General features: G+C 42.1%; 14 protein-coding genes. 10 read left to right on the forward strand and 4 right to left on the reverse strand.

Annotation, left to right across the window (positions count from 1 at the left end):
• Positions 1 to 59: 59 nt before the first annotated feature.
• From K245_RS27270 to K245_RS0112220, 4 genes are all read right to left on the reverse strand, one after another.
• Entirely contained in the window at positions 60 to 1640 is a 1581-nt protein-coding gene (locus K245_RS27270) for a diguanylate cyclase (RefSeq protein WP_084156259.1), read from the reverse strand.
• The gene (locus K245_RS0112210) at positions 1640 to 2281 is read right to left on the reverse strand and encodes a chemotaxis protein CheC (protein ID WP_027359502.1); all 642 of its coding nucleotides are present in this window, start codon (positions 2279 to 2281) and stop codon (positions 1640 to 1642) included. Before K245_RS0112210 ends, K245_RS27270 begins: the two co-directional genes overlap by 1 nt.
• Entirely contained in the window at positions 2281 to 2670 is a 390-nt protein-coding gene (locus tag K245_RS0112215; protein ID WP_027359503.1) for a response regulator, read from the reverse strand. Before K245_RS0112215 ends, K245_RS0112210 begins: the two co-directional genes overlap by 1 nt.
• Before the next feature lie 62 nt (positions 2671 to 2732).
• Positions 2733 to 3509, reverse strand: coding sequence for a prepilin peptidase (locus K245_RS0112220; protein ID WP_027359504.1), 777 nt, complete (start codon positions 3507 to 3509; stop codon positions 2733 to 2735).
• Between the two features lie 372 nt (positions 3510 to 3881).
• Between K245_RS0112220 and lon the strand changes: the two genes are divergently transcribed.
• The 10 genes from lon to K245_RS0112270 all read left to right on the forward strand — a co-directional run bounded on the left by lon (position 3882) and on the right by K245_RS0112270 (position 12690).
• Entirely contained in the window at positions 3882 to 6365 is a 2484-nt protein-coding gene (gene lon / locus K245_RS24260; protein WP_035277124.1) for an endopeptidase La, read from the forward strand.
• The gene (tsaB, locus tag K245_RS26645; protein ID WP_051284084.1) at positions 6365 to 7060 is read left to right on the forward strand and encodes a tRNA (adenosine(37)-N6)-threonylcarbamoyltransferase complex dimerization subunit type 1 TsaB; all 696 of its coding nucleotides are present in this window, start codon (positions 6365 to 6367) and stop codon (positions 7058 to 7060) included. Before lon ends, tsaB begins: the two co-directional genes overlap by 1 nt.
• Before the next feature lie 61 nt (positions 7061 to 7121).
• Positions 7122 to 7790, forward strand: coding sequence for a phosphatidylserine decarboxylase family protein (locus K245_RS0112235; protein WP_027359505.1), 669 nt, complete (start codon positions 7122 to 7124; stop codon positions 7788 to 7790).
• Positions 7791 to 7826: 36 nt separating this feature from the next.
• Positions 7827 to 8579, forward strand: coding sequence for a CDP-diacylglycerol--serine O-phosphatidyltransferase (pssA, locus tag K245_RS0112240; RefSeq protein ID WP_027359506.1), 753 nt, complete (start codon positions 7827 to 7829; stop codon positions 8577 to 8579).
• A 99-nt stretch (positions 8580 to 8678) separates the two neighbouring features.
• Positions 8679 to 9701, forward strand: a complete 1023-nt coding sequence (locus K245_RS0112245) for an aspartate-semialdehyde dehydrogenase (protein WP_027359507.1) — start codon at positions 8679 to 8681, stop codon at positions 9699 to 9701.
• Between the two features lie 76 nt (positions 9702 to 9777).
• On the forward strand, positions 9778 to 10245 hold the full coding sequence (gene greA, locus K245_RS0112250) for a transcription elongation factor GreA (RefSeq protein ID WP_027359508.1): 468 nt from the start codon (positions 9778 to 9780) through the stop codon (positions 10243 to 10245).
• Positions 10246 to 10267: 22 nt separating this feature from the next.
• Entirely contained in the window at positions 10268 to 10474 is a 207-nt protein-coding gene (rpoZ, locus tag K245_RS0112255) for a DNA-directed RNA polymerase subunit omega (RefSeq protein WP_027359509.1), read from the forward strand.
• 83 nt (positions 10475 to 10557) lie between these two features.
• Positions 10558 to 11226, forward strand: a complete 669-nt coding sequence (locus K245_RS0112260) for a tRNA 2-thiocytidine biosynthesis TtcA family protein (protein WP_084156263.1) — start codon at positions 10558 to 10560, stop codon at positions 11224 to 11226.
• Between the two features lie 54 nt (positions 11227 to 11280).
• Positions 11281 to 12057 carry a GTP cyclohydrolase FolE2 gene (folE2, locus tag K245_RS0112265; protein WP_027359511.1) on the forward strand — a complete coding sequence of 259 codons (777 nt, stop codon included), beginning with the start codon at positions 11281 to 11283 and terminating at the stop codon, positions 12055 to 12057.
• Between the two features lie 15 nt (positions 12058 to 12072).
• A complete protein-coding gene (locus K245_RS0112270) occupies positions 12073 to 12690 on the forward strand; it encodes an L-threonylcarbamoyladenylate synthase (protein WP_027359512.1) in 618 nt (205 codons plus the stop codon).
• Positions 12691 to 12792 lie beyond the last annotated feature (102 nt).

Below are 12792 nucleotides of genomic sequence, written 5' to 3' on the forward strand. Positions count from 1 at the left end.
TGATATCAATTAGGCCTGCTTGCTCATTTTAATGACCTATCAGGTATCTTAATCCAATATCAATCTTTTCTGTGCGGTTCGGATGCCAGAAGTCTGAACGGCAGAATCTGATCAGACACTTCCGCAAGTTCAGACAACGCTTTTACAACATTATTAAAACAGCTTGTATGTGAATATGATTGGGAAAGGCTCTGGTTGATCTGGCCTGTAAGTTTTATAAGAAGGTTTCTTTCTTTCATTTTATCTGGTGATGCTTCAAGAATGATACTTAGAGCTATGCCCACCCCGGCAGATGCCGCGCAGATTCCTGAAAATCCGCAGCTTCCGTAAGGAATTGACTTGCCCCTTTCGAGTCCTGTCTTTATCTGGGTCTCGGAGATATTGCCTCCAAGGTTTCGGTATGTGGTCAGGATTACAGCCGGCACGAGCAGATGATACGCAGGGCTGCATACCGCTATGGCAGCTTGACCTATAATTGTTTCAAGAAGAACGATCATGTCTTTTTCTTCTGTGGTCAGGCAGATATTTTGAATTAGGGTTGCTATCCTTTTATTCTGGCAGGAATCACACACTGAATGTCCGTTTCCGCATTGAACAACTGCGACCCTGGCTTTTTTGCATATATCGCATTTTGTGCTGACAGGATTATCCTTGAAGTGAAGAGGGGAGCCGCATTTCGGACATCCCTGGTCATGCGTTATTGAATCCTGCTCATTATTCTCGATTAATTCAGGGAGGCTGTTGCCGCTTGTTACCTTATTTCTTCCGGTTTCCTTGGAAACATAAAGAGCTTTATCTGCTCTTTTGAAGAAGCTGTCAGGGGTGTCCTTGTCCGGTAATAGTTCTGCTACGCCCTGGCTGACTGTTATTCTGATGGATGTGTCATTGTAGTTGAAGTAGGAGTCCTCAATCAGAAGCCTTATCGACTCTCCTAATTTGACCGCCTCATTGTTGCATGTCTCAGGCAAAAGGCAGCAGAATTCTTCTCCTCCGTATCTTGCAAATAAATCAACCGACCTGATTCTGTTTCTGATTTTTTCAGCAAAATTTTTGAGAATGAAATCGCCTCCAAGATGGCCGTATGTGTCATTCACCTGCTTGAAAAAATCTATGTCAAAAACTATGATGCTGAGAGGTCTGTGATAGCGGGCATGGCGATCGAATTCCTCCTTGAGCCTGTTTTCAAAGAATCGTCTGTTGTATGATCCGGTAAGGGCATCCGTTACACTCAGTTTTCTGTTCTCAAGTTCGGACGCAGCCAGTTCTGTGACGTCGTATACTATTATATAAAGATATCTGTAACGGCCTTCGGCGTCATGGAGAGGGCCCATGGTGCATCTTTGCTGCATGAATTCAAACCCCGTCTTGATATGTCTGGGGGTCATTGGGAAAAGGAATTTATGGAGTTTCTGGGACATGAATACTACATTTTTAAATTTAAAAACCGATTTTGTGTTTCTTATGAATCCGGGGCTTTCTTTGAGATGCGGATAAAAATCAAATAATGGTTTGTTTGAAATTTCCGAGGCCTTGATTCCGCTGAATTTTTCCATCCAGGGATTCCATTTGATGACCGAGTAATCCTCATCTATAATAACAACACCATTATCGACAATGTCCAGAAGCTGATCAGCAATCATTAATATTGCTCCATAAATCCGATTAAAGCCTGCCTGAGCCATTCCATAGATTCATCGTTTGTGAGGATAAAAAGAAGTCCGTTAACATTTTTCTTTTCAAACTCGAATACTGCTTTAAGGACTATGGCTGTCTGATCTTCGCCAAATGAGTCAGCAAGATATGAGAATTCGTTATCGCTGTCGAGTATAGTCTGGGGTGGCGAGTAGGTTACAAATGTTCTTAAAAGGTCTGAAATTTTACCGACACAAGCGCCTATCAGAATATTACCGACCTCCATGAGAACTTCATGCTGTAGAGTCTGCAATGGACGATCATCCAGGGTGTCCTCACTTGAAAACCCGTTGTCCAGGATATGAACAAGATCTCTGTCCGTTTTCCCAGGAAAGACAAGCACTCCCGAACCTTTGAAATCCCCCCAGAACTTTTGTTCCACAACGCTGCTGATGGATTCCTTTATTATGTTTGTCTGGATGTAAACGGGAAGTTCTTTGGCCCTCATTACCTGGACTTCCGGGACGTTCATATGAACGTAGATGTCGATTACCTGGACAAGCTCCTCGGTCGCGCTGCCAAAAGCAATATTCATGATTTCCTGGAGGATGTCTTTTTCCTCGTCAGAAAGGATTGGCTGATCTGTCATTATTGTTTCTCCCCCAGTTTGCTTAGATAATTGGAGGCTTTTTCAAGTGTATCTGCTATGGACTGCTTCTGTGCAGGCTTTTTAAGGACAGTGTATGCTCCGCTTTCCATGACGCTTGATATTGATTTAGGCTGGATATCTGCGGTAAGAACAACAACAACAGCCGAAGGTTTGAACTTTTTGATTTCTTTAAGAGCTTCGTAACCACTCAGCACAGGCATGGTAAGATCCATGAATGTCAGGTCAGGCTCAAATACCTTGAAAGTTTCAACCCCTTTCTGGCCGTCCGAAGCTTCCATTATTTCATAGGAATCATTATTGGGTATGCTTGATCTCAGCATTTTTCTTGCTATTGGGGAGTCATCAACAATGAGTATTTTTTTGATCATATTTATTCTTTTTACCTCAAAACAGGTTGGTGACGGATTTAAAGAGCCACATTATGATGCTATCATCGCATAAAACTGAAATACCAGTTTATAAGCTGATTACCGAAAAAAAGATGTATGACTGCGCCAATAGAAAGAAAGGGGCCAAAAGGTATGGCCAGTTTCAGATCCTTTTTCCTTTTAAAAATCATTGTCCCTATTCCTGCAATCGTTCCACTGATCGACGACAGCAGAACTGTCAGGACGACTCCTTTTATTCCTGTAAGCGCACCAATCATTGCAAGCAATTTTATGTCCCCGCCTCCCATCCCTTCTTTCCCTGTCAGAAGTGCGTAAATCAGGGCTACGGAGTAAAGACTCCCACCTCCGGCAAGTAGTCCTATGATTGCTTGTAAAGGTGTCATTCCAGGTATAAAAAATGATGCGGCAAGCACTGCGATTGGGATCCCCGGCAGGGTAATCGCATTTGGAATTATTCTATAATCTATATCAATGAATGTTATTACAATCAAGGACGATATAAAAATAAAATAAACAATTGCAGAACCGGCCGTATCGAAATATACCCATGTTGCTACAGCCATCATTCCGGTCAGAAACTCAATGGCCGGATATTTGGCAGATATTGATGTTCTGCATTTCCGGCATTTGCCTCTCAGGATCAGATAACTGATTATGGGGATATTATCATAGAATCTGATTGGTTCTTTACATCCTGGGCATGATGAGGGCGGAGTTACGACGGAAATGTTCAGGGGTATTCTGTATATGCATACGTTTAAAAAGCTGCCTATACAGGCTCCGAAGGCAAAGGCCATTAAAATAATGATTAAATCCATTGATAATTCAATTCATAAATTTTTAGTTGCTAAAGAAGTTTCGAGCCGGTTTTTTTGAGGGAACAAATGCTTGCTTAATGCTTATTTTCAAGATTTTAAAAAAGTTTAGCTCGAATTATTCAACTGGCGGCGCACTGAAAACTATAGGTTTTTGCTGTTTCATTAGGATTTTGAGTACGACGCTTGCTTTTTTTTGTTACTGAATAAAAGCTGCTCTAACGCGCTATTTTCTTATGAATACTTGTAATGGACTTTTATGTCACTAAAAAAATAGATATTCATGTTGCGCAGTTCAAATAGTGCTTTATAATTCACCAAAGAATAATTTTTAAAAATATACCGGTCTGTTTTTTGGACAGGCAAGGAGTCAAGATGGCTGTGACTGATAAGGACGATTTGATTAGCATAATTGAAGAAGATGATGATGATATAGAAATCCCTGAAGAGATGCCTTTAATGCCCGTAAGGGATGTGGTTATATTCACAGATATGCTTTTGCCGCTTTTCGTCGGGAGAGATAAATCGATAAAAGCTGTTGAGGACGCAATGTCTTCCTCCCGGCATATATTTCTTGCCACCCAGAAAGATCCCATCACGGAGAACCCAAAGCCAGAGGAAATATATACTGTTGGAACCGTGGGCAAGATACTGAGGATGATAAAGCTTCCTGACGGCAGGATAAAGGCCCTTGTTCAAGGCGTGGCCAAGGGGAATATACTTGAATACGTAAAGAAAAAGCCTTGCTTTCATGTCAAGCTGTCGATGTTTGAAGATGATCCTTGCGGTGAACTATCCCTTGAGAACCAGGCAATGATGAGGAACGTCCGGGAGAACAGCGAGAAGATTCTTACGCTCAAGGGAGAAGTCAGTAGCGAGATTACAACTATCCTTGATTCCATAGAAGAGCCAGGAAGGCTTGCCGATCTTGTGGCGTCCAATCTTAAGCTCAAGATTGAAGAAGCCCAGGAACTGCTGGAATTAAAGGATCAGCTTGAGAGGCTGAAAAAGGTCAATGATCTTCTTGGCCGCGAGCTTGAACTAACAGTTGTTCAGGCAAAGATTCAGTCTGATGTCAGGGATGAGATATCGAAAACCCAGCGTGACTATTACCTTCGTGAGCAGGTTAGAGCCATAAATAAAGAGCTCGGGGAATTTGACGAGAGGGCTCTTGAAGCTGAAGAGTATAAGAAAAAGATAAAAAAGGCCAAAATGTCGACGGCGGCCAAGGAAGAGTCCGAGCGTCAGTTAAGAAGGCTTGAGCAGATGCATCCTGATTCATCCGAGGCAGCCATAGTTAGATCTTATCTTGACTGGCTTGTTGAGCTTCCCTGGAGCAAGGCTACTAAAGATTCCATTGACATAAAGGAAGTCAAGGCAGAACTTGATAAAGATCATTTTGGGCTCGATAAGGTTAAAGAGAGGATCCTTGAGTATTTAAGCGTCAGAAAGCTGAATCCCAAGATGAAGGGCCCCATACTTTGTTTTGTCGGGCCTCCGGGCGTTGGAAAGACTTCGCTCGGTCGTTCAATAGCAAACTCCATGAAGAGAAAGTTTATCAGGATTTCACTTGGAGGAGTAAGGGATGAGGCCGAGATCAGAGGGCACAGAAGAACTTATATTGGTGCTTTGCCCGGAAGAATTCTTCAGGGTCTTAAACAATGCGAGGTTAATAATCCAGTATTCATGATGGACGAGATAGACAAATTAGGTTCTGATTTCAGGGGGGATCCTTCCTCGGCCCTTCTTGAGGCTCTTGACCCTGAGCAGAATTCGGAGTTCAGTGATCATTACGTTAATCTGCCTTTTGATCTGTCAAACGTGATGTTTATAATGACTGCGAATATGACTGATACCATTCCTTCGGCTCTTCTTGACAGGATGGAGGTTATTGAGATTGCAGGTTACACCCATGAAGAGAAAGAGAAAATAGCTTTTAAATACCTTCTGCCGAGGCAGATCAAGGAAAATGGCCTGAAGAAGGAGCATCTTAAACTCAGTTCTTCTGCCATGGCCCTTATCATTTCCGAATATACAGCCGAGGCCGGAGTAAGGAATCTTGAACGTGAAATAGGCTCGATTTGCAGAAAGATTGCGAGAAAGATAGCCGAAGGCAAAGACGGTAATTTCATAGTCAATGTAAATAATCTTTCCAAATATTTAGGAATACCTAAATATCAGCCTGAAATGGAACAGGAGCAGAGCCAGGTCGGGCTTTCGACTGGTCTTGCTTGGACCCAGATAGGCGGAGAGGTTTTGTATATCGAGGCATCTTTGTTGCCAGGCAAGGGGGAGATGATTATAACCGGCCAGATCGGCGAAGTTATGCAGGAGTCCGCACGCGCTGCATTTACATATGCCAAGGCAAATCTGGGCAGGTTCGGCATGAAAGAAACTTTTCTTGACAATCAGGATGTTCATATTCATATCCCGGCCGGCGCAATACCCAAAGACGGGCCTTCTGCAGGAACGGCCATGGCAGCGGCCCTGATTTCAGTCATCACCGGAAAGCCGATTAAAAAAGATGTGGCAATGAGCGGAGAGATAACTTTAAGAGGCCGCGTGCTTCCTGTCGGAGGATTAAAGGAAAAATCCCTTGGAGCCTTGCGGGCCGGAATAAAAACTATAATTGTGCCTGAAAAGAATAAAAAGGACCTAACAGAGATACCTCCTAACGTTCATAAGGCCATAAGGTTTTTGCCGGTCAGTCAGATGGAGGAAGTGCTTAAAGAGGCCATTGATGGCGACGTATTTGAAATCAAACCCAAAAAACAATCAAAAAAGCCTCAAAAGCCAAAGGTTAATAAGGCTCCGGGGCCTTCAGATATAAAAAAAGAAGATGATCAGAAGGCCGAATAATGAAGATTCTGGCCTTTGATACATCAGGAGGAAGCTTTTCGGCAGCCCTGTGCGAAAAAGGCAGGGTTCTTGCCGAGGAAACAATTATTACAAATAAAACCCATGCCAGGCATGTCATGCCTGTTATTGACAGGGTTCTGTCGTTGGCTGGTATTGAAATTTCAGAACTTGATTTGATAGCGGTGAGCAGGGGCCCTGGAAGTTTTACCGGTCTCAGGATAGGTTTTGGTGTGGCCAAGGGGATCTCCTATGCACTCTCCCTGCCCGTGGTCGGAGTATCAACCCTTGACGCTCTTGTCTGGCCGTTCAGGGATTCTGCAAAGTCTGCATGTGCAATTGTGGATGCAAGGAGAGGTGCGGTTTATACTGCAAAGTATCTTTTCTCAGACGGAGTGATCTGTGATAAAACCGACGAGATGGTTTGTTCTCCAGAACAGGCCGTGAAAAATGCCGAAGATTGCGATCTCTTCTGTGGTTCAGGTGCTTCGGCTTATATTGGGCGTATGGAGGCTGCATTGAATAAAAAAATAGTGCCGCTTAATATTGAATCTGTTATCAATGCATCGGATATTGCCTTCCTTGCGGCAGGGAAGACTCTGAATAATGACGGCTCTGATCCTTCGGCTGTTTTGCCTGTATATCTCAGGCGATCAGAAGCTGAAATTAATTTTGAGATCCGTAATCCGTCGGTTTGACAAGTGTAATTTATTGTGATAATTGGTATATGTTTAACTTAACTAAATCAGCGTGGTCTTAATGAAAAAATTTATCTGGCCTGAACAGCAAAGTCACAGTGCATTTCCAATAGCCCGACCAGGGTATTCTTTTATTTTTGCGTCAGCTTTTGTTACCGCAATTCTGGCAATAACAGGATTAAAGGCGTTTGCACTTTTAAGTCTCGGAATTACAATTTTTATCTGTTATTTCTTTAGAGATCCTGACAGGGTATGCCCTGAAGTCGAAGGCGGCGTCATTTCACCTGCTGACGGTAAAGTGGTATTTGCAGGGCCGATGGAAAGTAATCCTTATTTTGAAGGTCCTTGCCAGAAAATTAGTGTATTCATGTCTGTTTTTAATGTCCATGTAAACAGGATTCCTTATGATGGCAAGGTAAAGGCTATTGACTATTTCCCCGGAAAATTTTTCAATGCCAGTCTGGACAAGGCATCCACCGATAATGAAAGGAACGCGGTCACGGTAGAGCTTAAAAATGGCCGCTGCTACACCTTTGTTCAGATTGCGGGTCTCATAGCGCGTAGAATAATATGCGGGATCAAGGTCGGTGATAATGTTAGTCGCGGAACCAGATACGGAATGATCTGTTTTGGCTCAAGGCTTGATATATATCTTCCTGAGGATGCAAAAATAAATGTATCCAATGGAGAAAAAGTCATGGCAGGTTTTACTGTCATAGCTAATCTATAAACTTCCCGGAAGGGAAAACGGCTTAGGGGATTAAATATGAAGCAGGATAACATGCCTAAACGTCATAAAGGTATATACATTCTCCCCAATTTTTTTACTTCGATGAATATTTTCTGTGGCTTTTACGCTATTGTAGCTGCCATTGATTCCAAGTTCGAGGTGGCTGCAATTGCAATTCTTGTTGCAATGGTTTTTGACATTCTTGATGGAAAGATAGCAAGAATTACAAATACGACCAGCCAGTTTGGTATTGAATATGACTCTTTGGCCGATGTAATATCCTTTGGTCTTGCACCCGGGCTTCTTGTTTATTTATGGACTCTGAGGCCGCTCGGCAGGCTCGGGTGGCTGGCGGCGTTTCTTTATGCTGTCTGCGGAGCACTCAGGCTTGCCAGATTTAATTCAAAAGCAGACACAAATCCTAGTCCTCATTTTACCGGGCTTCCTATTCCAGGCGGGGCCGCCATCAATGCTACAACCGTGCTTTTTTGTCTTGAATTTTCGGATAAATTCACTTTGAGCCCTAAGATTTTTGTTGTAATGCTTTTTGCTGTTTCGTTTCTCATGGTCAGTACCATAGAATACAACAGTTTTAAAAAGTTTGAACTGCTTAAAAGAATCAATTTCAATTCACTTGTAAGTGCAATATTGATTTTCGTCTTTATAGCGGTTAATCCTCAGTCTGCTTTGTTTTTAGTTACCTTCACTTACGTATTGTCGGGACCTTTTAACCTGATCAAGAAAAGTATTAGACGTAATGCTGAAGATAAAGTAGAAACACATAATTAAGAAATTATTCCCCCTTTCAGTTTCAGGTATATTAAATACTCCTGTCTTTGAGAGGGGATTTCTATTTTTAAACACATTCTACTCAGGCAGGAGTCGAAGATGAGCGCCAAGTCTTTCAATGTTGCAGTGGCAGGGGCTACTGGGGCTGTTGGAAATGAAATGATAAAGTGTCTTGAGGCACGTAATTTCCCTGTTAAGAATATCAAACTTCTTGCATCAAGCAGATCTGCTGGCAAAAAGTTAAGCTTTATGGGAGATATGGTTTCTGTTGAGGAACTGAGGGAAGACTCTTTTAAAGGTGTTGATATTGCCCTTTTTTCTGCGGGTGGGGGAACGAGCCAGACCTATGCTCCCCATGCTGCATCAAGCGGCTGTGTCGTCATAGATAATTCAAGCGCATGGCGCATGGATCCAGATGTTCCACTTGTGGTTCCTGAGGTTAACCCCCACGCTATTGCAGGGTATAAAAAAAAGGGGATAATAGCCAATCCAAATTGCTCGACCATTCAGATGCTCGTGGCCTTGAATCCGATTTACAGGAAATTCGGAATCAGACGCATAGTCGTTTCAACATATCAGGCCGTTTCAGGTACCGGAAAAAAAGCCATTGACGAGCTTTTTGACCAGACAAGGGCAATGATAAACTTTGTGGATTATTCAACGAATGTTTATCCGCATCGAATAGCCTTTAACTGCCTTCCCCAGATTGATGTCTTCCTTGAAAATGGATATACAAAGGAAGAAATGAAGATGGTTAACGAGACGAGAAAAATTTTTGAAAATGATAAAATAGGAGTTACAGCTACTACTGTGCGTGTTCCTGTTTTTTACAGCCATAGTGAGTCCGTTAATGTCGAAACCCTTACTCCGGTATCTGCTGAAGAGGTAAGAGCACTACTTGCCATGGCTCCCGGGGTTAAACTGATGGACGACCCTAAGGAAAAAATATACCCCATGCCTATTCTCGCAGCTGGTCAGGACTTGACCCTTGTTGGGAGAATCAGGAAGGATGAATCAATCGAAAACGGGATAAATCTGTGGGTCTGCGCCGATAACATTAGAAAGGGCGCTGCCACAAACGCTGTCCAGATTGCAGAAATACTCGGAAGAGATTATTTGTGATTCTGTGGGCTTGGAAAGAAATTAAAAAAGACGCCATAATTGCAAAATATATGGCGCCGGATTTAAGGAGTTTTTAGTGGAACGGATACCAATGACCAGGACAGGTTACCTGGGCTTGAAAGCAGAGCTTGAGAGACTGAAATCTGTGGAGAGGCCTCTTAGTATTAAAGCCATTGAAGTGGCAAGGGCTCATGGCGATCTTTCCGAAAATGCGGAATATGATGCAGCCAAAGAAAGACAGGCATTCATCGAGGGTCGCATTGGAGAACTTGAGTACAAGCTTGCAAACGCGGACGTGATAGATCCTGAAACCCTTTCAAAAGACAAGGTTGTTTTTGGATGCATGGTCATCCTGGAAAATCTTGAAACAGGTGAGAACGTAAAATATCAGCTTGTTGGGCCTGACGAGTCTGACATAGATGAAGGACGGATATCCGTCACGTCTCCGCTTGGTCGCGCAATGCTTGGCAAGACTCCAGGGAGCGAGGTCACTTTAGAAGCGCCTGGTGGAAAGAGACAGTACGAACTCATTGAAATTCTGTGATTAATATGGAGAACTGTAAATAATGGCTCGCGTTACTATAGAAGATTGTCTTAGAAAGGTACCTAACCGCTTTAAACTTGTGCATATGGCTGCCCAGAGGGTGCGCCAGATAAGAGATGGTTCTGAATACCTCCTTAAGACCGCAAAAAATGAAGATGTCGTCATGTCGCTACGGGAAATAGCTGCTGGTAAAGTCGCTGAATTGGTTACAAAAAATGAGAACAGTTAGAAAATAGTATTTTGGTCTTCAGGCAAACTAAGCTCACAAAAAAAATTGCACATTTGGCAGGCGATGCCATAGCTAAATATGAAATGATAAAAGACGGTGATAAGATTGTAACTGCTATTTCCGGTGGGAAGGACAGTCTGGCAATGATTCATTTTCTTAAGTTTTTTCAGAGCGTAGCGCCTGTCAGGTTTGAGATTTTCCCGGTATACATAGATCCAGGATTTAGTCCTTCGTTCAGCGATGAGCTCTCGGAATATCTGAAGAGTAAGGAGATCGATCTTTACTGTGAAAAAGCCGATTTTGGAATTATCGCCCACAGCACTGAAAACCGGGAGAACCCATGTTTTCTTTGCTCCAGATTGAGGAGGAAGCGCCTTTTTGAGCTTGCTGACGAATGGGGCAGTTATAAGTTAGCTCTTGGTCACACCAGGGATGATATTGTTGAGACCCTGTTCATAAATATGTGCTACAAGGGCGAACTAAGCACCATGGTGCCGGTACAGAAAATGTTCAAGGAACAGTTTTCAATAATAAGACCCCTTGCATTTGTTGATGAAGAAATGACAGAAGCTTTCAGGAAAGAAATTGGGATACCGGCGTTTATTAATCCATGCCCTTCGGCCAGTAACAGCAAAAGAAGTGAGCTGAAAGGGTTTCTTGAAACTTTGTATGGTCATGGCCCTCAGATAAAGCCAAATGTTTTCAGGTCTCTTAGCCGAGTCAAAACTGAATACCTGCCCAAATACACCTGATCTTATAAAATATCAGACTGTAAATTTTTACAATTAAAGATTAGTAGTTGAATGATGAAGGATGTTCAAAACGAAAGGGATTACAGGAATATTCCAATTAATAAGGTTGGGATAAAGAATCTCAGATACCCGGTTACGGTTCTTGACAGGGCAAACGGAACCCAGCACACTGTTGCTGATATAAATATGTATGTGGATCTTCCCCAGGAATGTAAGGGAACGCATATGAGCCGTTTCCTAGAGATTCTTCAGATTTTTAAAAATGATATGTCTTTGAAAACCGTTACTAAAATTCTTGATGAGCTTAAAGGCCAACTTGGTGCAAAGTCTTCCCATATTGAAATAAAATTTCCATATTTTATTGAAAAAAAAGCGCCGGTTAGTTCAGTATCAGGATTTATGGACTATACATGCAAATTCATCGGCTCAAGTGACTCCAGCGGGAAGCTTGATCTTGTGTCCGAAGTCGAGGTCCCTGTTTCGTCAGTATGTCCTTGTTCCAAAGAAATAAGTGATTTCGGGGCCCATAATCAGAGAGGGCTTGTCTGTCTTAAAGTAAGGTCAAAGAAGTTTTTCTGGATAGAAGATTTGATTTCAATCGTTGAAAATTCTTCATCATGTGAGGTTTATTCTGTTCTCAAAAGGACTGATGAAAAATATGTGACAGAAAAAGCTTATGCAAACCCAAAATTTGTTGAGGACGTCGTCAGGGATATCGCTACAGAGCTTCTTGATGAAAAAAACATAACCTGGTTCTCTGTTAGTGCGGAAAATTTTGAGTCCATACATAACCATAGTGCATATGCATTTGTTTCAAGTGACCTTATTTAGGGATTTTATTTTATTATGATCGAAGAAATTAACAATATGAATCCCCAGGCAAGAAAGATATCAAGAGTTGTGGAGGTCTTGAGGAGCGGAGGCGTTATCGCTTTCCCTACAGACACTTATTATGCAATTGGTTGCGACATTATGAATAAGAAAGCCATTGAAAAGATCTATCAACTAAAGCAAAGAGATAAGAAGCAGCCGTTCAGTTTTCTTTGCGCTGATTTGAAAAATATAAGCGAATATGCCAAGGTTTCCAATCAGTCATACAGAATTATAAAGCGCCTTGTTCCGGGTCCTTATACATTTATTCTCGAAGGAACGAGACTCGTTCCCAAGATGATGCTAAATAAAAGAAAGGAAGCTGGTATAAGAGTTCCTGATCACACCATCTGCAATGCCATTGTTGCAGCTCTTGGGAATCCGATTATTTCCACAACAGCATCTACTCCTTCAGGAGAATATCTTGATTCACCATTTGCCATAGATTCTTTTTTTAAGAATAGAATAGATATTGTGATAGATGGTGGTAATGTTTCTGGCGGTCCATCAACAGTAATCGCTATGTCCGACTCTGGTATAGAAGTAATAAGGGAAGGAATAGGCAAATTGGATGGATTGATAGAAGCAGAATAAAGGGTAATTGGCATCAGGATTTTTGTTTATATAAAGTGCAATAAAAAAATGATTTTATAAAAAATAATAGTTGTTTTTTATTAAAAAAAGTATTAAGTATAG

The sequence above is a fragment of the Desulforegula conservatrix Mb1Pa genome (assembly GCF_000426225.1).
GTDB lineage: Bacteria > Desulfobacterota > Desulfobacteria > Desulfobacterales > Desulforegulaceae > Desulforegula > Desulforegula conservatrix.

What these genes read in the sequence shown, in the direction of transcription:
- K245_RS27270 (WP_084156259.1), bottom strand. Translation starts at nt 1,640, where the DNA reads ATGATTGCTGATCAGCTTCTGGACATTGTCGATAATGGTGTTGTTATT.
- K245_RS0112210 (WP_027359502.1), bottom strand. Translation starts at nt 2,281, where the DNA reads ATGACAGATCAGCCAATCCTTTCTGACGAGGAAAAAGACATCCTCCAG.
- K245_RS0112215 (WP_027359503.1), bottom strand. Translation starts at nt 2,670, where the DNA reads ATGATCAAAAAAATACTCATTGTTGATGACTCCCCAATAGCAAGAAAA.
- K245_RS0112220 (WP_027359504.1), bottom strand. Translation starts at nt 3,509, where the DNA reads ATGGATTTAATCATTATTTTAATGGCCTTTGCCTTCGGAGCCTGTATA.
- lon (WP_035277124.1), top strand. Translation starts at nt 3,882, where the DNA reads ATGGCTGTGACTGATAAGGACGATTTGATTAGCATAATTGAAGAAGAT.
- tsaB (WP_051284084.1), top strand. Translation starts at nt 6,365, where the DNA reads ATGAAGATTCTGGCCTTTGATACATCAGGAGGAAGCTTTTCGGCAGCC.
- K245_RS0112235 (WP_027359505.1), top strand. Translation starts at nt 7,122, where the DNA reads ATGAAAAAATTTATCTGGCCTGAACAGCAAAGTCACAGTGCATTTCCA.
- pssA (WP_027359506.1), top strand. Translation starts at nt 7,827, where the DNA reads ATGAAGCAGGATAACATGCCTAAACGTCATAAAGGTATATACATTCTC.
- K245_RS0112245 (WP_027359507.1), top strand. Translation starts at nt 8,679, where the DNA reads ATGAGCGCCAAGTCTTTCAATGTTGCAGTGGCAGGGGCTACTGGGGCT.
- rpoZ (WP_027359509.1), top strand. Translation starts at nt 10,268, where the DNA reads ATGGCTCGCGTTACTATAGAAGATTGTCTTAGAAAGGTACCTAACCGC.
- K245_RS0112260 (WP_084156263.1), top strand. Translation starts at nt 10,558, where the DNA reads ATGATAAAAGACGGTGATAAGATTGTAACTGCTATTTCCGGTGGGAAG.
- folE2 (WP_027359511.1), top strand. Translation starts at nt 11,281, where the DNA reads ATGAAGGATGTTCAAAACGAAAGGGATTACAGGAATATTCCAATTAAT.
- K245_RS0112270 (WP_027359512.1), top strand. Translation starts at nt 12,073, where the DNA reads ATGATCGAAGAAATTAACAATATGAATCCCCAGGCAAGAAAGATATCA.